21 protein-coding genes are annotated in these 17606 nt (G+C 55.7%); all 21 read right to left on the bottom strand.

What is annotated here, in order from left to right:
• Positions 1–6: 6 nt before the first annotated feature.
• Positions 7–762: a FliA/WhiG family RNA polymerase sigma factor gene (locus QSJ10_RS05630; protein WP_047818146.1), complete on the bottom strand. Its 756-nt coding sequence runs from the start codon at positions 760–762 to the stop codon at positions 7–9.
• A 40-nt stretch (positions 763–802) separates the two neighbouring features.
• The gene (locus QSJ10_RS05625) at positions 803–1300 is read right to left on the bottom strand and encodes a chemotaxis protein CheD (RefSeq protein WP_033016882.1); all 498 of its coding nucleotides are present in this window, start codon (positions 1298–1300) and stop codon (positions 803–805) included.
• Positions 1300–1929 carry a chemotaxis protein CheC gene (locus QSJ10_RS05620; protein WP_033016884.1) on the bottom strand — a complete coding sequence of 210 codons (630 nt, stop codon included), beginning with the start codon at positions 1927–1929 and terminating at the stop codon, positions 1300–1302. Before QSJ10_RS05620 ends, QSJ10_RS05625 begins: the two co-directional genes overlap by 1 nt.
• 23 nt (positions 1930–1952) lie before the next feature.
• Entirely contained in the window at positions 1953–2387 is a 435-nt protein-coding gene (locus tag QSJ10_RS05615; protein ID WP_053532328.1) for a chemotaxis protein CheW, read from the bottom strand.
• Positions 2388–2495: 108 nt separating this feature from the next.
• Positions 2496–4496, bottom strand: coding sequence for a chemotaxis protein CheA (locus tag QSJ10_RS05610; RefSeq protein WP_049624607.1), 2001 nt, complete (start codon positions 4494–4496; stop codon positions 2496–2498).
• Between the two features lie 12 nt (positions 4497–4508).
• Entirely contained in the window at positions 4509–5555 is a 1047-nt protein-coding gene (locus QSJ10_RS05605; protein ID WP_049624606.1) for a protein-glutamate methylesterase/protein-glutamine glutaminase, read from the bottom strand.
• A 9-nt stretch (positions 5556–5564) separates the two neighbouring features.
• The gene (locus QSJ10_RS05600; RefSeq protein WP_053532327.1) at positions 5565–6437 is read right to left on the bottom strand and encodes a MinD/ParA family protein; all 873 of its coding nucleotides are present in this window, start codon (positions 6435–6437) and stop codon (positions 5565–5567) included.
• Positions 6431–7543 (bottom strand): flagellar biosynthesis GTPase FlhF, encoded by a 1113-nt coding sequence (gene flhF, locus QSJ10_RS05595; RefSeq protein WP_033015974.1) that lies wholly within the window; start codon positions 7541–7543, stop codon positions 6431–6433. Before flhF ends, QSJ10_RS05600 begins: the two co-directional genes overlap by 7 nt.
• Entirely contained in the window at positions 7540–9585 is a 2046-nt protein-coding gene (flhA, locus tag QSJ10_RS05590) for a flagellar biosynthesis protein FlhA (protein ID WP_033015976.1), read from the bottom strand. Before flhA ends, flhF begins: the two co-directional genes overlap by 4 nt.
• A gap of 18 nt (positions 9586–9603) precedes the next feature.
• A complete protein-coding gene (flhB, locus tag QSJ10_RS05585) occupies positions 9604–10686 on the bottom strand; it encodes a flagellar biosynthesis protein FlhB (protein WP_033015978.1) in 1083 nt (360 codons plus the stop codon).
• 1 nt (position 10687) lies between these two features.
• Positions 10688–11461, bottom strand: coding sequence for a flagellar biosynthetic protein FliR (fliR, locus tag QSJ10_RS05580; RefSeq protein WP_053532326.1), 774 nt, complete (start codon positions 11459–11461; stop codon positions 10688–10690).
• 6 nt (positions 11462–11467) lie between these two features.
• On the bottom strand, positions 11468–11737 hold the full coding sequence (gene fliQ / locus QSJ10_RS05575) for a flagellar biosynthesis protein FliQ (protein ID WP_033015981.1): 270 nt from the start codon (positions 11735–11737) through the stop codon (positions 11468–11470).
• Between the two features lie 15 nt (positions 11738–11752).
• A complete protein-coding gene (fliP, locus tag QSJ10_RS05570) occupies positions 11753–12421 on the bottom strand; it encodes a flagellar type III secretion system pore protein FliP (RefSeq protein WP_033008117.1) in 669 nt (222 codons plus the stop codon).
• Positions 12414–13070, bottom strand: a complete 657-nt coding sequence (fliZ, locus tag QSJ10_RS05565; protein WP_033015982.1) for a flagella biosynthesis regulatory protein FliZ — start codon at positions 13068–13070, stop codon at positions 12414–12416. The genes fliP and fliZ overlap by 8 nt, the downstream gene beginning before the upstream one ends.
• 24 nt (positions 13071–13094) lie before the next feature.
• Entirely contained in the window at positions 13095–13454 is a 360-nt protein-coding gene (locus QSJ10_RS05560; RefSeq protein WP_033008120.1) for a response regulator, read from the bottom strand.
• A 25-nt stretch (positions 13455–13479) separates the two neighbouring features.
• Positions 13480–14646, bottom strand: coding sequence for a flagellar motor switch phosphatase FliY (fliY, locus tag QSJ10_RS05555; RefSeq protein ID WP_287135506.1), 1167 nt, complete (start codon positions 14644–14646; stop codon positions 13480–13482).
• Positions 14636–15640, bottom strand: coding sequence for a flagellar motor switch protein FliM (gene fliM / locus QSJ10_RS05550; protein WP_053532434.1), 1005 nt, complete (start codon positions 15638–15640; stop codon positions 14636–14638). The genes fliY and fliM overlap by 11 nt, the downstream gene beginning before the upstream one ends.
• 27 nt (positions 15641–15667) lie before the next feature.
• A complete protein-coding gene (gene fliL / locus QSJ10_RS05545) occupies positions 15668–16096 on the bottom strand; it encodes a flagellar basal body-associated protein FliL (protein ID WP_053532433.1) in 429 nt (142 codons plus the stop codon).
• Positions 16083–16307, bottom strand: coding sequence for a flagellar FlbD family protein (locus QSJ10_RS05540; RefSeq protein ID WP_033016021.1), 225 nt, complete (start codon positions 16305–16307; stop codon positions 16083–16085). Before QSJ10_RS05540 ends, fliL begins: the two co-directional genes overlap by 14 nt.
• A 50-nt stretch (positions 16308–16357) precedes the next feature.
• The gene (gene flgG, locus QSJ10_RS05535; RefSeq protein ID WP_053532432.1) at positions 16358–17155 is read right to left on the bottom strand and encodes a flagellar basal body rod protein FlgG; all 798 of its coding nucleotides are present in this window, start codon (positions 17153–17155) and stop codon (positions 16358–16360) included.
• 17 nt (positions 17156–17172) lie between these two features.
• Complete coding sequence (gene flgD / locus QSJ10_RS05530; RefSeq protein WP_053532431.1) at positions 17173–17601, bottom strand: flagellar hook assembly protein FlgD; 429 nt, start codon at positions 17599–17601, stop codon at positions 17173–17175.
• Between the last annotated feature and the right edge of the window lie 5 nt (positions 17602–17606).

Below are 17606 nucleotides of genomic sequence, written 5' to 3'. Positions count from 1 at the left end.
TTCGCCTCATGAATCCCCGCTTAAAAAGCGGCGCAATTTCCACAGCGCTTTGGCATGAATTTGCGAAATTCTTGATGTCGACAGCTGCAAAAGACTTCCGATTTCCGTAAACGTCAGCTCTTCTTTGTAAAACAAACTGATGACGAGCTGCTCTTTTTCATTCAACCGTCGAATGCCTTCCGCCAACTGGTCGATCATTTCCCGCTTAATGGCTTCCTCTTCCGGGAGCAGGGCGCGGTCGTCCCGAATCGCCAGCGGCTCATCTTCGTCTTCAGCCGCTCCTTGTCCAAGCGGCAACCAAAGCGACCAAAACGTGTCGCTGGCCGCCGCCTGCACTTCCGCTTCCGTCATGCCAAGTTCAGCCGCAATTTCCTTCGCTGTCACCGATCGCATATACTGCTGCTCCAGCCGTTCGGCCGCTTCCTCGATTTTTTTCGCCTTGTCGCGCACACTGCGCGGCAGCCAGTCTTCTTTGCGCAAACCGTCCAATATCGCGCCGCGGATGCGGAACGATGCATACGTATCGAATTTCAAATCGCGCGATGGGTCAAACTTTTCAATCGCATCGTACAACCCGAGGAGCCCAAGACTGATCAACTCATCCTTTGGCACAGAACTCGGCAGCGTCGCCGAAAGCCGCTGCACATGGTAGGAAACAAGCGGCATATAGCGCTGCACGAGCTCTTCAGCCGCGCGGCGGTCGCGGCCGTTGACCCAGTCGTCCCAATATTTCCGTTCTTCACCTTTTAGCGCGCTCCCCATCATTCTCCCCCTCGCCTCGCGGAAACCACATATCGTTCCATCATATTTCTTTTATGTCCTGGCACGCCGTGCGGATGGCCAGCACGCCCGTCTGCGGGTTAAACTCGATTGTGCGGCCGCTATGGCCCCCGACATCTTCGGCCACAATCGGGATATGAAGCCGTTCAAGCTGCCTTTTCACTTCCTCAACGTTGCGGGCGCCGATGCGCATCATGTCCCCGCCAGCTGCGGAAAACGAGAACATTTGCGCCCCTCCGGCCAACTTCGCTTTGAGCATGCCCTTCCGTCCTCCGGCGGCCAAGACGAGCTTACAAAGCGCTTCCACCGCTGTATCAGCGTATTTGGCGGCATTGACAACTCCCCCGCGCGCCATCGATGAATGCGGCAGCATCACGTGCGCCATACCGGCAACCGCTTTTCCGCTGTCATAAATGACGACGCCCACGCACGACCCGAGCCCGCATGTGCGGATGACGTTCGGCGCCACGACAACTTCCATTTCGGCAATGCCAACCTTCACTGCTTCTGCCGTCTTCATCACCCCTCCACACCTAACGCTCGAAAAATAATGGAAAATGATTCTGGGTCAGGAAGAAGGAAGAAATGGCCGTTAATGCTCTCATTTGGCCGCCGGTCATCGTAAATAGCTGTATCGATCAAAATGGCGCAATCGCCGACGCGCGACAGCTCAAGCAAGCCAAACGACAGCACCGCTCCGATCATATCGATCGCCAGCGCCGGCACGGACGGATGCAAGTTTAACCGGGTGAAATCGGCGAGCGCCGACAAGTATGAGCCGGCCAAAATGTTGCCAAGTTCCTGCAGCGCCGACCGCCCGAGCTCATGGGCTTCGCCTTGGAACGAAAACGAGCCATCGCCCGTCATTCGGCGGACAAACTTCTCGGCCTGGTCCGGCGGCAGCACGAAAAACATGTTTCCCGGCGCTTCGCCTTCGACGCGCAAATAGACGCATGCCACCACTTGCTCCGGACCGCCGATCAGCTCCATCATCTCGGCAAATGTCGCAATTTGGACGCGCGGCACAGCCATTTCGATTTTTTTGTTGAGCAGCATGGACAAAGCGGTCGCCGCGTTGCCGGCCCCGATGTTGCCCATTTCGCGCAAAATATCAATGTGTGTCCCTGTTAAGTTGCGAATGTCGTCCAACCGCAAACGCCCCTCTCTCCGTTTTATTCACTTAAGACACTTGCCAAATCGAGCAAAATGAGGAGACGCTTCTCGACTTTCGCCACTCCGCAAATGTAAGCAGCCCCTATGGCGCCGATCGCCTCGGGCGGATCAATGCTCGCTGCCGGAATATCGAGAACATCGTTGGCCGCATCGACGATCAACCCGACTTCGATATCCCCAAAGGCGGCGATAATCATCCGCGTCTGCTCCCAGTATGGTTCGGGCGCAAACCCGAACCGCTCGCGCAAATCGATAATCGGCGTGACGACCCCGCGCAAGTTGATGACTCCTTTGACATAAGGAGCCGTTCCCGGCACGCGCGTAATCGGCTGTATTTTTTCAATGGAACGAACGTATTGCACCGGCAAGGCATATTCTTCCTCTTGCAGGCGAAATGCAATCACTTTCCAATCCGTCTGCACGCTCATGCTCATCGGTCGCTTCCCCCTTTTTCTGTTCAGCTTCCTCGCCCGGCGCCGCTAACGAAAAGGCCGCGTCCGCCCGCGGCCTTTTTCCAGCTCCGCCGGCATACAGTCGGCTTTCTATTTGACAAGCGCGTTGCAGTCAATAATGAGCGCCACCCGGCCGTCTCCCAAAATCGTCGCCCCTGAAATGGCGAAAACAGAAGATAAATAGTTGCCGAGCGACTTCAACACGACTTCTTGCTGGCCGATAAACGAGTCGACCGCCAACGCCGCCAGCTTTTCCCCTTTTCGCACGATGACAGCCGGCACCGTCTCGCTGTCATCCGACGCGCCCGGCACAGCGAACACGTCCTTCAGCCGGACGAGCGGCACAACTTTGCCGCGGAAATCGATGACCGGCTGGTTATGGACATAGAACACGTCTTCTTTCCTAATGAGCGCCGTCTCCATAATCGATGACAGCGGGATGGCATACGTTTCCGCCGCAATTTGCACAAGCAGCACCGAAATGATCGACAACGTGAGCGGCAGCTGAATGGAAAACAGCGACCCTTGGCCAGGACGGGAATCGACGGCCACCGTGCCGCCGAGCGACTCGATGGTGCTTTTGACGACATCTAAGCCGACGCCGCGCCCGGAAATGTCGGAAATATGATCGGCAGTGGAAAACCCGGGAGCAAAAATAAGCTCATACACTTGCTCATCGGTTAAATGCTCAGCCTCCTCGGGCGAAACGATGCCGCGGCTGATCGCCTTTTTCAGCACTTTTTCCCTAGAAATACCGGCGCCATCATCCTCGATTTCAATAAAGACATGGTTGCCGCTATGGTAGGCGCGCAATTGGATCGTCCCTTCCTCCGGCTTTCCGCGCGCCGCCCGGACGTCCGGCGCTTCAATGCCATGATCAAGCGCATTGCGGAGCAAATGGACAAGCGGATCGCCGATTTCATCAATGACCGTCCGGTCAAGCTCCGTTTCCGCCCCGATCACATCAAGACGCACTTTTTTGCCGAGCTCGCGGGCGAGCTGGCGCACCATGCGCGGAAAGCGGTTAAACACCGTTTCCACCGGCACCATGCGCATATTTAAAATGATCGTCTGCAAATCACTCGAGATGCGAGACATCCGCTCGACCGTTTCCGTCAATTCGGCATGGTTCAGCTCGCGGGAAATTTGCTCAAGCCGCCCGCGGTCGACGACAAGCTCTTCAAATAAGTTCATCAGCATATCGAGCCGTTCAATATTGACGCGGATCGTTTTCGTCGCCTGTTTCGCTGTTTGTTTTTCCGGCGCCTCCGCTTCGGCCTGAACGGCCTCCGCCTGCTCCATAGCGGCCGGTTGTTGGGGCGCAGACGCTTTCTCGCTTTCTGCCGACGGTTCATTGCTCGATAGCATAGACACCTTGACGTCATCAATTTCCGAAATGCCCATCAGCCGCTTTTGCAACTCATCGGCTGGCGCTTTGGATACGACCGTAACGAGAAACTCCCGGTCAAACTGTTCTTCCTCCAGCATCTCGACCGGCGGCATTGCTTTCACAATTTCTCCGACTTCATTCAGCTGTTCAAACACCATATAGACGCGCGCTGCTTTCAACAAGCAATCATCGCGAAGCCGAACGCGGATTTCGTAGACGGAAAATCCCTGCTCCTTCGCCTGCTCGAGCACATAGTATTCAAATTCCCCATACGCATGTTCAAGGGGCGGTTCTTCTCTTGCTGCCTGCTTGTTCGGCATCTCCCCTTGCTCGATTCGTTTCAGCTGTTCGACTGTTCTCCTTACATCGCGCGTTCCGTCGCCGCCTGCAGCGATGGAACTGATCATCGCCTCCAAATGGTCGACGGCCTCAAAAATGACGTCAAGCAATTCCGGGGTAACAGAAAGCCGCCGATTGCGGATGCCATCGAGCACGTTTTCCATTTGGTGCGTCAAATTGGCTAAATCTTCAAACCCCATCGTGGCGGACATGCCTTTCAACGTATGGGCCGAACGGAAAATATCATTCACCACAGACATGTCCTCCGGAGTTTTTTCAAGTTCCAACAGCCGCTCGTTGATCGCCTGCAAATGCTCTTTGCTTTCATCAATAAATAAATCCAAATATTGGCTCATGTCCATGCCGTTTCCCCCTCACTCCCCGATCAATTGGACGATGGCAGCGGCGATGCTGTCAAGCGGAACGATGACATCAACGACGCCAGCCTCGATCGCCGCTCTTGGCATCCCAAAGATAACGGCTGTCTCGCGCGCTTCCGCGATCGCTTTTGTGTTCCCGCTTTCCTTCAGCTTTTTCACCCCCGCTGTTCCGTCGCTTCCCATCCCGGTCATGATCACCGCGATTTTCCGACAGCGGCGAATGGCAGCGAGCGACTCGAACAACACGTCAACAGCCGGACGATGGCCGGCGCGCGGCGGCGATTCGTCGAAACGGGCTTTAAGTGCGCCGCCTTCTTCGCGAACGATGAGATGGACGCCGCCCGGGGCGATATAGGCGGTGCCATTTCGCAACAGTTCCCCGTCTTCCGCCTCTTTGATCGTGATCGCCGCCAGTGCGTTGAGCCGGTCGGCAAGCGATTTCGTAAACCCTTTCGGCATATGCTGAACGATGACGACCGGAGCGGCAAAATCAGGAGTCAGCTGCGCCAACACCGTTTCCAAGGCGCGCGGACCGCCTGTCGACGTGCCGATGGCGACGACCGTTTTTTGGCTGTGCGCCGTTTGGGCCGGCGGGCGCCGGGCGGCAAGCGCCGGGCGGTGGGCGGCGAGCGCCCTTACATTCGCCTCGCTTGCGTGCAGCACTTTGCGGATCAGCTCATCTTTTACTTTGTATAAATCAAGCGAAATCGTGCCAGACGGCTTGGCGACAAAATCCACCGCCCCGTATTGCATGGCGGTGATCGTGTTTTCCGCCCCTTCCCTCGTCGTGCTCGACACCATGACGACCGGCAGCGGCTGCTTGTGCATGATGCGCCGCAACGTTTCGAGCCCATTCATAACCGGCATTTCGACATCAAGCGTGACGACATCCGGGCGCAAGAGGGCGATTTTGTCGAGCGCCTCTTGGCCATTGCGAGCCGTCCCGACGACTTCGAGGCGTGGGTGCTCGGACAAAAAGTCGCTGATCCATTTGCGCATAAACGCCGAGTCATCGACGACAAGCACCTTGATCGTCTTCATGTTCCGTCTCTACCTTTCTAGCAAAAATTGGCGCAGCATCGCAAAAAAGCGGGGGATTTGACCCGGCGGCGCCGGCTCGCCCTCTCTGCCCATCGCATAGCGCCAAGCCATTTGGCGGACAGCCTGGCTCGCCTTCGCCTTCGGGTCAAGCAGGACAAACGGCATCTGGCTGACGACCGCGCGGGCGACAACCCGGTCTTCCGGCACAATGCCGAGCAGGGCAATCGGTTTGTTTAAAAAGCGCGCCGCCGCATCTTTCAGCCGCTGAAAGACGCCATACCCTTCTTGCCCGCAGCTCGTGCGGTTGACAATGATCGAAAACGGCGCTTCGCTGCCGGCGGCATGCATGTATTTCATCATGGCATAGGCGTCCGTCACCGCAGTCGGTTCCGGCGTCGTGACGATGAACACATCGTCGACCGACTTTAAAAAATAAAGACGCTCTTCCGATGCCCCCGCCCCCATATCAAAAATGAGATAATCATAGCGCGAGGCAAGGGCCTGCAGTTCAGCCAAAAAATAGTCGATGCCCGCCATATCCAACGTCCGCCATTGCGCAACGCCCGTCCCCCCGGCGATATATGATAGTTGCCCCGGCCCGCTTTTGACGATGTCCGAAAGGGGCAGCCGAGTGGAAAACCAATCCGCCAATGTAAGCGGCGACGATTGACCGAGCAAAATGTCGATATTGCCCATGCCGACGTCCATATCGAGCAACAGGACGCGAAACCCGAGTTCAGAGAGCGATACGGAAAGATTGAGCGAAAGGTTCGATTTGCCGACTCCGCCTTTTCCGCTCGCCACCGCGATCGTCCGCGGCGAAGCCGGACGCCGTGGACGGCTTAACGCGCGGCGAAGCCGTTCCGCCTGGTCTCTCACCATCGATCCGCTCCAAACAACAGATGGACAAACCGGTCGGCTGACGCTTCCACCATATCGTCCGGCACGTTTTGCCCATTCGTTAAATAGGCAACGCCAACCCGGCTCTCGAGCAGAAAATTGACGACCGCGCCGTACGTATCGGTCTCATCAAGCTTCGTCACGATCAGCCGGTCAATCGGGAGGACGGAAAAGCGATCATAAATGGCTTTCATATCATTGTATTTTCCGGTGGCGGCGAACACGAGAAACGTTTCCGTCTCGCTGTCAAACTCGATCGTTTGCTGGAGCTCGGCAACATAGTGCGGGTTGCGGAAATTGCGGCCGGCCGTATCAATGAACACAACGTCGCAATCGGCCAGGCGCTGCTTAGCCGCCCGAAAGTCATCGGCGTTGTAGCACACCTCGAGCGGAGCCTGCAAAATGTGCGCATATGTCTTCAACTGGTCGATCGCGGCGATCCGGTACGTATCGGTCGTGATAAATCCGACTTTTTTTTCATGTTCAAGCACCGCGCGCCCCGCCATTTTGGCAAGCGTCGTCGTTTTTCCAACTCCGGTCGGGCCAAGCAGCAGGCGATATTTTTTCGTTCCTGCCGTTTCAGCGAACGGGAGCGGCGAAAGAAGATCGCGCACCGCTTCTTTCGCCCAGCCGGCAACTGCAGCAGCGGATCTCTCTTTTTTGTCCGCATACCATCGCTCAAGCAGGCGGTCCATCACTTGGCGGATGTAGCCATCGGCGAGGCCTTGCTGCAGCAGCCGCCGCTCCGCATCCATAAGCGGCGGCGGGTACAACAGCGACGACGTCCGGCCGGCCATTTGACGGACGAGCGCTTTCACTTCCCGAAGCTCGGCGGCCAACAAACCGTCCGCTTCCTCCCGCCCCGCCGGCCGTGAAGAAGCGGGGGCCTTCGCCTCTGACGCGCGGCGCGGCAGTGGATCGGGATCGATGCCGGCCAACACCTCAATCTTCTTTTTGGCAAACAAGCCGAACAGTCCGCCCGTTTGAATCTCCTTCGAGTGCAAAATGACGGCATCGCGGCCGAGCTCGGCTCGGACCATTTTCATCGCTTCGTTCATCGACGGGGCGACAAATTTTTTCACTTTCATTCGATTTCCACCATCCCCACGCTTTGAACTTCGACGTCAGCTTCGAGCTCGTTGTACGACAGCACCGGGATTGACGGAAAATGGCGCTCCGTCAGCTGCCGGACATACATGCGCACCGCCGGAGAACAGAGCAAGATCGGCGTTTGGCCGGCGAACGGGTGGCGGTCGAGCGCCGCCGCCACCGCCTCGACAAGCGCCTGCGCCCGCGCCGGATCAAGCGCCAAATAGCGTCCGTGCTCCGTTTGCTGCACCGCATCGGCAATCGTTTTTTCCGCCTTGCCCGAAAGCGTAATGACACGCAGCGGTTCGCCCGGCACGGCGTACTGCTTCGTGATTTGCCGCGCCAGCGCCTGGCGGACGTATTCCGTCAACAAGTCGGTGTCGGCGGTCAGGCGGGCAAAGTCGGCAAGCGCCTCAAAGATAAGCGGCAAATTGCGGATCGACACGTTCTCTTTCAGCAGCTTGGCAAGCACTTTTTGGACATCCCCGACCGGCAGCGGATTCGGTGTGACATCCTCAACCAGCACGGGGTGCGACTCTTTCAAATGATCGATCAACTGTTTCGTTTCTTGGCGCCCAAGCAGTTCATGGGCGTGGGCCTTGAGCACTTCCGTCAAATGCGTCGAAACGACCGACGGCGGATCGACCACCGTATAGCCGAGCATTTCCGCGCGGTCTTTGGCCGCCTCGGAGATCCACTTCGCCGGCAGGCCAAACGCCGGTTCAACCGTGTCAATCCCTTCGACCGATCCGTCATCAATCCCGGGGCTCATCGCCAAATAATGGTCAAGCAGCAGCTCGCCGCGCGCCACCTCTTCGCCTTTAATTTTCACTCGGTATTCGTTCGGCTGAAGCTGGATGTTGTCGCGGATGCGCACAACCGGAACGACGATGCCGAGCTCAAGCGCGAGCTGACGGCGGATCATAACGATCCGGTCAAGCAGGTCGCCGCCTTGGGCGGCATCCGCAAGCGGAATAAGCGCGTAACCGAACTCGAACTCGATCGGGTCGACATGCAATAGTTGAATCACGCTCTCCGGACTTTTTAATTCGTCAGCCGCCGCTATTTCTTCATCCGGCTGGACGGCAGCCGCTTCCCCCTGTTTTTGCTGCTCGACAAATCGATAGCCGCCAAATGCCAGCAGCCCGGCGATCGACATTGTCAACGCATCGTTGATCGGGGTAAACAAGCCGAGCAGGAAAATCGTTCCCGCCGTGACGTACAACATTTTCGGAAACGCAAATAACTGACGCATAATGTCGCCGCTTAAATTGCTGTCAGACGCCGCACGCGTGACGATGATGCCGGTCGCGGTCGAAATCAACAGCGCCGGAATCTGGCTGACGATTCCGTCGCCGACCGTCAACAACGTATAGTGCTTCGCCGCCTCCGCCATGTCCATTCCTTGCTCAACAACGCCGATCACCATGCCAAACAGCATATTGATGATCACGATAATAATGCCGGCGATGGCGTCGCCTTTTACAAATTTGCTCGCTCCGTCCATCGCACCGTAAAAATCGGCCTCTTGGGCGATTTTTTCCCGCCGCTCGCGCGCTTCCTGCTCCGAGATCATGCCGGCGTTCAAATCAGCGTCAATGCTCATCTGTTTGCCCGGCATCGCATCGAGCGTAAAGCGGGCCGCCACTTCCGAGACACGCTCCGCCCCTTTTGTGATCACAATGAACTGAATAATGACCAAAATCAAAAACACGACAAACCCGACGACGACATCGCCGCCGACGACGAACGTCCCAAACGTCTCAACGACGCCGCCCGCTTCCCCCTTGCTTAAGATCGAACGGGTTGTCGAGACATTCAACCCGAGCCGGAACAACGTCAGCACTAACAGCAATGACGGAAAAACGGAAAACTGAAGCGGCTCTTTCGTGTTCATCGCCGTCAGCAAAACGAGCAAGGCGAGGGAAATGTTGATGATGATCAAAACGCTCAGCAGCCATGTCGGCAATGGAATGACGAGCATGGCGACGATGAGCACAACCATAATTAACACGGATAAATCTTTGAACTGCGCTTGCATGGTTTTCTCCCCTTGCTGTTACCCTTTTCGTTTGAGCCGGTAGACGTACGCCAAAATTTCCGCCACTGCCTTAAAAAACGTCTCTGGAATCATGTCGCCGACGTCCGTCTGCCGGTAAAGCGCCTGCGCCAACGGACGATTTTCAACCGTCACGACGCCGTTCGCCTTGGCAATTTCCTTTATTTTCAACGCCACATAGTCAGCCCCTTTCGCCACGACAACCGGCGCCTCCATTTTTCCATCTTCATACTTCAGCGCTACCGCATAATGGGTGGGATTGGTGATGACAACATCGGCATTCGGCACCTCCTGCATCATCCGCCTCATCGCCATCTCCCGCTGTCTTTGCTTAATGCGCGATTTAATGAGCGGGTCGCCTTCCGTCTTTTTGAACTCATCTTTAATGTCTTGCTTCGACATGCGGATGTTTCGTTCAAACTCAAACCGCTGGTACAAATAGTCAAACAACGCCAAAAACAAGAGCGCGGCCGCAGCATACAGCCCCATTTTCACCGTCAGCGCGCCGACAATGGCAAGCATGGCGGCCGGCGGCCTGGCCGCAAGCGCCGTGAGCTCGTCCCATCCCACGAGCAAGAGCATAAACACGACCGCACCGATGATTCCAGCTTTTAACACAGATTTTAACAGCTCGACAATGGCGCGCAGCGAAAAAAGCCGTTTTATTCCTTGCACCGGGTTGAGGCGGTTTCCGTCGATTTTGAGCGGCTCTGCGGTAAACAAGACACCGACTTGCAAAAAGTTGGCCAGCCCAGCCGCTAATACGGCGGCAGCAAAAAATGGAGCTAACAGAAGCGCCGCATGGCGAAGCCAGTCGAGAAAGATGGCATGAAGCGAATCAATCGTCAGCGGAGCGGCGGCATAATCGGAAAGCGCACGCGCGAGCATGCGCAGCAGCCCGTCCCGCTCATACGCTCCCGCCAGCGACAAAACGAGAAACAGCGCGAGCAATACGATGGCGGCCACCGCATCGCTGCTTTTGGCGACCTGGCCTTTTTCCCGCACTTCTTGCCGTTTGCGCGGCGTCGCCTTTTCCGTCTTTTCCCCGGCGAAAAACTGCAAATCAAGCCGCCGTTCGCCCACGTTACGCGCCTCCCAACAGCTGCATAAACTCGCGCAGCGATACAAACATAAGTTGAAACAGTTCGCGCGCCGCGGTCAACATTCCCCCGATCGCCGCAAACAACATGAAAAACGCAGCCGCTGTCTTGAGCGAAAACCCGACAGCAAAAATATTCATTTGCGGCACGGCGCGGGCGATGAGGCCGAGCGCCACATCGACCAAAAAGAGCGATCCGACAAGCGGGGCAGCCATTTGCACAGCGGCGGCAAACATCGCCGCGAACGTGCGCACCGCATACTCAGCCGCCCGCCCGTCGGCAATGTGCGGCCACCGGTCAAGCGGCAGCCAGTGATAGCTGTAAAACAAGCCGTCAAGCAGCAAATGATGCCCGTCAAGCATAAGCAGCAGCAAAAGCGCCAGCGAGTGAAGATACTGCCCGAGCAACGGGCTTTGCACCCCGGTTTGCGGATCGATGACGTTGGCGATGGCAAACCCGATTTGAAAATCGATCAAGCCGCCGGCGACTTGCACAGCCGCCATGACGATGGCCGCGATCAAGCCGAGCGTCAGCCCGACGAGCGCCTCTTTGACGACGAGCAATACATACACATCATCCAATGGAAGCGACGGCTTCGGCCCTGCCAAAAACATAAGCCAGCTGAAAAAAAACGCCATTCCAATCTTGTACGAAGCCGGCACCGTCCGGTACGAAAAGAGCGGCATGGCCGCAAAAAACGAAGCGGTGCGGGCGAAGATGAGCAAAAACGCGGGAAAATACGTCCATAGTTGTTCCATCATAGATCAGCCTATAAATGAAGCCAAATTCGCGAAAATGTCATGGACGTACGACACCATTTTCGAGAGCATCCACGGCCCGAACAAGACGAGCCCGAGCAGGACAGCAACGATTTTCGGGACAAACGCGAGCGTCTGCTCTTGAATTTGGGTCGCAGCCTGAAAAATGCTGACAACGAGCCCGACAACAAGCGACAGCAGCAGCAACGGGCCGCAAACGATCAACACGATGTAGACGCCTTGTTCGGCAAGGCGGATGATAAAATCGGCACTCATAAACGCCACCCATCTTTATTGAAAGCTTTGCAACAACGATTTGACGACCAAATGCCAGCCGTCGACAAGAACAAATAGCAAAATTTTAAACGGCAGCGAAATCATCACCGGCGGCAGCATCATCATTCCCATCGACATCAAGACGCTGGCAACGATCATATCGATGACCAAAAACGGGATGAAAATCATAAAGCCCATTTGAAACGCGGTTTTCAGCTCGCTGATCGCAAACGCCGGGACGAGCGCGGTAAGCGGAATGTCGTTGACCGTTTTCGGCTGCCCGGCGCCGCTGTATGATAAAAACAAGGCCAAATCTTGCTGTCTCGTATGTTGGCTCATAAACTGCTTGAGCGGAACAGCGGCGCGTTCGTACGCCTCATCCAAATCAATTTTTTCGGCAAACAGCGGCTCAAGCGCCTGATCGTGAATCTCTTTCCATGTTGGCGCCATGATGAAAAACGTCAAAAACAGCGCCAGCCCGATCAACACTTGGTTGGGCGGCATTTGCTGCGTGCCAAGCGACGTGCGCACGAACGACAAAACGATGACGATGCGCGTAAAACACGTCATCATGATCAAAATGCCGGGAGCAACCGACAAAATGGTAAGAAGCAAAAGCAGTTTCACCGATGTCGAGACATGCTCGGGCGCCATCGAGTTAAACATATGGACAAAGTCATTCATCGCCAGCCGTTCCTTTCTCTTTCAACCGCTTCAGCCACTCATTCCGCCTGTCGGCCATTCGGCTCATTTCCTCGGCAAACAGTGAGGAAAAGGACGGAGCCGGATCGCTTCCCCGTTTCGCTTTCGCTGTCCAATATTCACGAAGGCGGGACCCAAACGGGTGGAAGCTGGCCATCCGTTCGAGCCGCTCATTATGCTGCGCCAGCAGTTCGTTTATTTCGTCTTCATTGCTGATTTCCCGCAGCAGCTGGATCGAATCGCCAACGCCGATGACGAGTAGCCGGTTGCCGACTTTGATGAGCTGAACAGAGCGGTTTGCCCCGACGCTCGTTCCACCGAGATTCTCAATGAGACCCTTTGACCCGAAAGCAGGTGAATGGCGGCGGGAAAGCCATTTTAACAGAGCGTAAAGAAGAACGAGGACAAAGGCGGTCGCTCCGATGAGCCGGAGCACATCGGAAGCAGACACCGCATCAGCCGATTGATTCGCTGTCGGTTTTGTCTGTTGCCCTTCCGGCGTTGACGGCCCGCACGCATCCGGATGCTGCAGGCAATCGGCGACCGTCGGGCTTTGGACAGCCGACGCCGGCGGCGCCCCAAACAAGATGGCTGCCGCCAGCAATCCCGCTGCCCATCGCCGTATGGCCATCAACATCCCCTCACCTCTAATCGCCTAGCCGATCGTTTTGTTAATCGCTTCAATGACGCGGTCCGCCTGGAACGGCTTGACAACGAAATCTTTCGCCCCGGCTTGAATGGCGTCAATGACCATCGCCTGCTGCCCCATCGCCGAACACATGATCACTTTGGCGTTGCTATCGATTTTTTTTATTTCTTTAAGCGCCGTAATCCCATCCATCTCCGGCATCGTAATATCCATCGTCACAATGTCAGGGCGCGTCTCCTTGTATTTTTCGACCGCCTGTCTCCCGTCCGCCGCTTCAGCGACGACCTCATGCCCATTCTTCGTCAAAATGTCTTTAATCATCATCCGCATAAACGCAGCATCGTCGACAACAAGCACTCTTGCCATATCTCCCTACCTCCTGCCATGCACATTATTTTAGCCGTTTTAACCGATCGCTTTGGCTGACAATGTCGGTGATGCGCACGCCGAAGTTTTCATCGATCACGACCACCTCGCCTTTGGCGATCAGCTTATTGTTGACAAAAACGTCGACCGGCTCGCCGGCCAGCTTATCAAGTTCGATGATCGACCCGGTGGACAATTGCAAAATCTCTTGCACCGAGCGTTTCGTCCGTCCCAGTTCAACCGTCACTTGCAGCGGCACATCAAACAGTAGCTCCAAATTGCGCGCCTCCGCTGCGGCAAGCGGTGGGGCGTCAAACTCAGCAAAATCAGCTGCTTGAATATGCCGCCCGGCTGCGCTTTTGCCTTCATCCAGGCGCTCAGCCGGCGCCTCCGGGAAACGGTTCGCCGCCGGAGAAGAAGGGGCGCCGGCCTCCGCATAGGCGTAGGCGGGCTGCGGCTCCGGCTCCACGGACAGCGGCGCCCCGGCCGGCAGCTCAGGCCGGTTTTCCTCCCCCCCTGCCGCCGCACCAAGCAAATAGGTGACCAGTTCTTTGGCAAAATCAACGGGCAGCAGCTGCATGATGTTCGAATCAATTAACGTGCCGATTTTCAGCCGGAACGACACTTTAATCAAAAAGTCTTCATCCGGCAAATATTCCAGACCTTTTCCTTCGCTCAAATCAAGAAGATGGATCGTCGGCGGGGAAATGTCGACCCGCTTGCCAAAAACAGTCGACATCGACGTCGCCGCTGACCCCATCATTTGGTTCATGGCTTCCTGCACGGCGCTCAGCTGAATTTCCCCAAGCGCGCTGTCGGGCGCCGTTCCGTCGCCGCCAAGCATCAAATCGGCGATAATGGCGGCGTCCCGCTGCTCAATGACCAGCAAGTTGGTCCCGAGAAACCCTTCCGTGTAATTGACTTGAACGGCGACATACGGCCGCGGGAACTCATCCGCGACGCGCGTCCGCTCGATCACCGAGACGTTCGGTGTCGTAATCTCGACTTTTTGGTTCAATAACATGGACAGCGCCGTCGCTGAGCTGCCAAAGGAAATATTGCCAATCTCCCCTAGAGCGTCCTGCTCGAGCGGGGTGAAAATATCGTGAAGCGCCGGTGCGCGGTCACGGCTGTCCATTCCGTGCAACAGAGCATCGATTTCATCTTGCGACAACATCCCGTCATTCATCATGTCCTGCTTCGTCCCCCTCGATCATCGCTAAAATTTGCACCGCCAGCTTTTTGTTCCGTTTCCCCGGTTGGCCGATAAATTTCGGAATATGGCCGATTTTGATGACAAGCGGATCATGGATCGACTGCCCGAGCTGGATGACATCTCCGACCTCGAGCTGCAAAAATTCGCCGACGGTAACAGCCGCTGTGCCAAGTTCGGCGACAATCGGCAGTTGAGCCGCGCGGATGCCTTGCTCAATTTGTCCCGCTTCCTCGGGGGAACGCTCTTTTTTTTGCGCCTGCATCCAGTACTGCACCGACAGCCGCGGCATAATCGGCTCCAAAACGACGTGCGGAATGCAAACGTTCATCATGCCACGCGCCTCGCCGATTTGCGTGTTGAGCGAAATGACAACGACCGTATCGTTCGGCGCGATCATGCGCAAAAACTGCGGGTTGACCTCAAAGTCGACAAACAGCGGATCCATTTCCGCCACCGACTCCCACGCATCGCGCCAATAGGCAAACGCCTTGTCGAACAAGTTGGACATGATGCGTGTCTCAATTTCCGTGAGGTGCTCCACTTTGTCCATGCCGGCGCCGCGGCCGCCCATCACCCGATCGAGCATGGCATAAGCGATATTCGGATTGATTTCCAGCAGCACATGCCCGTCGAGCGGCGGCACTTCAAAGACGTTAATGATCGTCATTTTTGGAATCGAGCGGACGAACTCTTCGTACGGAATCTGGTCGGCCGACGCGACCGAGATTTGCACATACGTGCGCAGCTGGGCGGAAAAAAACGTGGTCAACAGGCGGGCGAAGTTTTCATGAATGCGCGTCAAGCTGCGGATCTGGTCTTTGGAAAACCGAAGCGCCCGCCGGAAATCATACGTTTTGACGCGCCGCCCTTCTTCTTCTTTTTTCAGTTCTTCCGCATTCATTTCTCCGGCCGAAAGCGCGGCAAGCAGCGCATCAATTTCACTTTGCGATAGTACTTCGCCGGCTGTCATGTCACCTTCCCCCCTTCGGATGGCAGGCTACTGGAGGATAAAGGAGGTAATGTAGACGTTCTCCACTTTCCCTTCCTGCATTAACGCATTAATCTGTTGTTTCAGCTGCTCTTTCAACGCCGCCATTCCTTCTTTTCCTTTAAAGTCGGCCGCTTTCATTTCCGAGAGCTGTTCGATGATTGCATCCTTAATCTGGAAATCACGCTTCTCCACTTCTTCTTTTCCTTTGTCGCTGTCGGTTTGAATTTTAAAGGAGATTTTAATATAACGGCCGTCCGCCAAATTCGTTGTCATTTCCGGAATGTCGATCGAACTGTCCGCCAGTTCATCGGCGCTTGGCGCCTCCTGTTTTTCTTTGCCGGTCAGGTTCATAACGGCAACAAGCGCCGCCGTGCCGGACAAGGCAATGACCGCTAGCACGATGACCATCGTTTTGAGTACTTTATTCCCTTTCACGGTTCAATCCTCCTGCTTCCGGCAAGCGAAACGCGCCAATTTGCCGGTAAAATTCGCTCGCCAACGCCGCGACTTGTTCGACCGTCTCGCGCACGACGAATTTTTTTCCGTTCGTCAGCGTCACGGTCGTGTCGGGAAATGCCTCGATTTGTTCGATGTACAACGCATTGAGCACAAACCGTTTGCCGTTGAGCTTCGTCAGCGGAATCATCGGCAAGCGGGCATCAGCGTCCAACAACAGCTGACGCCCTACCTCCTATTCTACTTTTTCAAGTTGACAAGTTCTTGCAAAATTTCATCCGATGTCGTAATGATGCGCGTGTTTGCCTGAAAACCGCGCTGGGCGACGATCATTTCCGTAAACTCCTCAGCAAGGTCGACGTTGGACATCTCAAGCGCGCCGGAGACGATGGTTCCTGTTCCGTTCGCTCCCGGCGCCCCTGTCGTTGGCGCGCCGGAGTTGGTCGTTTCGCGGAACAAGTTGTTGCCGGCTTTTTCTAATCCGTCATTGTTTGCAAATTTGGCCAGCTGAATCGTGCCTATCAGCTGTAAATTCCCAGAAGCATCCACAATGGTCACTTTGCCGTCCGCCCCGATGCTCAAGCTTTTCGCATGTGTCGGAATTTGAAGGCGGCTATTTCCAACACCGAGCAAATATTGGCCATCGGCATTGACAATATAGCCTTGCGAATCGAGATAAAAATTCCCGGCTCTCGTATACATGCGATTGTTGCCGGAAGCGTCGCCGACGACGAAAAACCCGTCGCCGGAAATGGCCAAATCAAGCACGCGGCCGGTCGTTTGCAAGCTTCCTTGCGTATGGACGGTGTCGATGGCAGCCAACTGCGAGCCAAGCCCAACTTGCTTCGGATTCGTGCCGCCGCGGCCAGCGTTCGGCCCTCCCGCTCCGGAAATCGTTTGGCTCATTAAATCTTTAAAGATCGTTCGTCCTTTTTTAAACCCGTACGTATTGACGTTGGCGATATTGTTGCCGATAACGTCAAGTTTTGTTTGGAAATTGCGCATGGCGCCAATGCCGGAATACATCGAACGAAGCATTCGATCCCTCTCCCCTCTTATTCGTGTTGTTCGACTGTCATCACCGCGTCAGCGGCAATCGTCGATCCGTTATCGAGCCCGAGAACAATGTTCCCGTCTTTTTGCGTCACCGATTTGACAACCGCGCTCATCGTTGCATCGCCTTCTTGCCAGTGCACCGTTTTGCCGATCCATTCGCTATAGCGCAAAAGCGCATCGCGGCTTGACGCTTGCATCCATTGCTGCATCAAATTGGCGATGTTCATCATTTGCTCAAGCGAGGAGAAGCTCGCCATTTGCGCGATAAAGTCTTTATCTTCCATCGGATTGAGCGGATCTTGGTTTTCGAGCTGGGCGAGCAAAATTTTGAGAAAGTCGTCTTTTCCTAAAATTTGATTACCCGTTTTCCGTTCCGGCTGAACCGCGTTTGCCATCCATAAGCTTCCATCAATCACATTCGTTGTCATCCTCG

It is taken from the genome of Geobacillus stearothermophilus ATCC 12980, assembly GCF_030369615.1.
In the GTDB taxonomy this organism is placed as follows: Bacteria; Bacillota; Bacilli; order Bacillales; family Anoxybacillaceae; genus Geobacillus; species Geobacillus stearothermophilus.
Note: the sequence above shows the minus strand (reverse complement) of the source record. Positions and strands in the feature narration are given on the sequence as shown.

Excerpts from the sequence above, each read along its gene's own strand:
- QSJ10_RS05630 (WP_047818146.1), bottom strand. The coding sequence starts at position 762 with ATGGGGAGCGCGCTAAAAGGTGAAGAACGGAAATATTGGGACGACTGG.
- QSJ10_RS05625 (WP_033016882.1), bottom strand. The coding sequence starts at position 1,300 with ATGAAGACGGCAGAAGCAGTGAAGGTTGGCATTGCCGAAATGGAAGTT.
- QSJ10_RS05615 (WP_053532328.1), bottom strand. The coding sequence starts at position 2,387 with ATGAGCATGAGCGTGCAGACGGATTGGAAAGTGATTGCATTTCGCCTG.
- QSJ10_RS05610 (WP_049624607.1), bottom strand. The coding sequence starts at position 4,496 with ATGGACATGAGCCAATATTTGGATTTATTTATTGATGAAAGCAAAGAG.
- QSJ10_RS05605 (WP_049624606.1), bottom strand. The coding sequence starts at position 5,555 with ATGAAGACGATCAAGGTGCTTGTCGTCGATGACTCGGCGTTTATGCGC.
- QSJ10_RS05600 (WP_053532327.1), bottom strand. The coding sequence starts at position 6,437 with ATGGTGAGAGACCAGGCGGAACGGCTTCGCCGCGCGTTAAGCCGTCCA.
- flhF (WP_033015974.1), bottom strand. The coding sequence starts at position 7,543 with ATGAAAGTGAAAAAATTTGTCGCCCCGTCGATGAACGAAGCGATGAAA.
- flhA (WP_033015976.1), bottom strand. The coding sequence starts at position 9,585 with ATGCAAGCGCAGTTCAAAGATTTATCCGTGTTAATTATGGTTGTGCTC.
- fliR (WP_053532326.1), bottom strand. The coding sequence starts at position 11,461 with ATGGAACAACTATGGACGTATTTTCCCGCGTTTTTGCTCATCTTCGCC.
- fliQ (WP_033015981.1), bottom strand. The coding sequence starts at position 11,737 with ATGAGTGCCGATTTTATCATCCGCCTTGCCGAACAAGGCGTCTACATC.
- fliP (WP_033008117.1), bottom strand. The coding sequence starts at position 12,421 with ATGAATGACTTTGTCCATATGTTTAACTCGATGGCGCCCGAGCATGTC.
- fliZ (WP_033015982.1), bottom strand. The coding sequence starts at position 13,070 with ATGGCCATACGGCGATGGGCAGCGGGATTGCTGGCGGCAGCCATCTTG.
- QSJ10_RS05560 (WP_033008120.1), bottom strand. The coding sequence starts at position 13,454 with ATGGCAAGAGTGCTTGTTGTCGACGATGCTGCGTTTATGCGGATGATG.
- fliY (WP_287135506.1), bottom strand. The coding sequence starts at position 14,646 with ATGATGAATGACGGGATGTTGTCGCAAGATGAAATCGATGCTCTGTTG.
- fliM (WP_053532434.1), bottom strand. The coding sequence starts at position 15,640 with ATGACAGCCGGCGAAGTACTATCGCAAAGTGAAATTGATGCGCTGCTT.
- QSJ10_RS05540 (WP_033016021.1), bottom strand. The coding sequence starts at position 16,307 with ATGATTCCGCTGACGAAGCTCAACGGCAAACGGTTTGTGCTCAATGCG.
- flgG (WP_053532432.1), bottom strand. The coding sequence starts at position 17,155 with ATGCTTCGTTCGATGTATTCCGGCATTGGCGCCATGCGCAATTTCCAA.
- flgD (WP_053532431.1), bottom strand. The coding sequence starts at position 17,601 with ATGACAACGAATGTGATTGATGGAAGCTTATGGATGGCAAACGCGGTT.